Genomic DNA, 799 nt, shown 5'->3' on the forward strand with positions numbered 1-799 from the left:
CGGTCGCTGGGACATCATTACGTGCGGGTGCACGCAATGCTGCCCGTTATGCGGGGTGTTAGCCATTCAATTCTCTCTTTGATTTAAGTAATCCATTGGATTATACTCTGTGGATGCAAAATACTATAGCCGAACTACCAGAGTTCATAAAACGTGCTGATTCTCTTTTAACTGAATCAGAGCGCAAGGATGTTATTGATTATTTATCGGAGCACCCCAAAGCGGGAACTCTAATGGAAGGTACTGGTGGTATTCGGAAATTGCGTTGGAGTAAAGGTAATAAGGGAAAGAGTGGTGGCGTTCGGGTAATTTACTACTATCATGATGAACGAATTCCACTTTATTTATTAACGATGTTTGGGAAGAATGAACAGGCTAATTTGACGAAAGCCGATAGAAACTCACTTTCGAAACTTGTCAAAATATTGGTAGTAAAAGCTTTGGAGAAATACAATGACTAGTGCATTTGAAAGTATTGCTCAAGGTCTAAAAGAAGCAATAGATCTTAACGATGGTAAAAAGGTAGCAGCTAGAATTCATAGAGCCCCAGAAGTTAATGTTGCTGAAATACGACAAAATCTTGGACTAACTCAAATGGAGTTTGCTTCTAAATTTTGTATTAGCGTTTCAACTCTGCGTCACTGGGAAAGGGGGGATCGCAATCCACATGGCCCAGCACTTGCTTTGCTCAATGTTGTTGCAAAAGAACCTCAAGCGGTCATGCGAGCACTTGGCTAACAAAAGGATGAAGACGGGTATCTGGCAAGAGCGGCCAGCTACCGCTTATCCAAGGTGTTAT

At 41.9% G+C, this 799-nt stretch carries 2 protein-coding genes; both read left to right on the forward strand.

Annotation, left to right across the window (positions count from 1 at the left end; all coding sequences use genetic code 11):
- The first annotated feature begins 113 nt into the window (after window positions 1–113).
- A complete protein-coding gene (locus tag RM556_RS17305; protein WP_311360498.1) occupies window positions 114–461 on the forward strand; it encodes a type II toxin-antitoxin system RelE/ParE family toxin in 348 nt (115 codons plus the stop codon).
- On the forward strand, window positions 454–738 hold the full coding sequence (locus RM556_RS17310) for a DNA-binding transcriptional regulator (protein WP_008845992.1): 285 nt from the start codon (window positions 454–456) through the stop codon (window positions 736–738). The genes RM556_RS17305 and RM556_RS17310 overlap by 8 nt, the downstream gene beginning before the upstream one ends.
- Window positions 739–799: the final 61 nt, after the last annotated feature.

Origin of the sequence: Alteromonas sp. W364 (assembly GCF_031846205.1) — a bacterium.
Lineage (GTDB): Bacteria > Pseudomonadota > Gammaproteobacteria > Enterobacterales > Alteromonadaceae > Glaciecola > Glaciecola blandensis.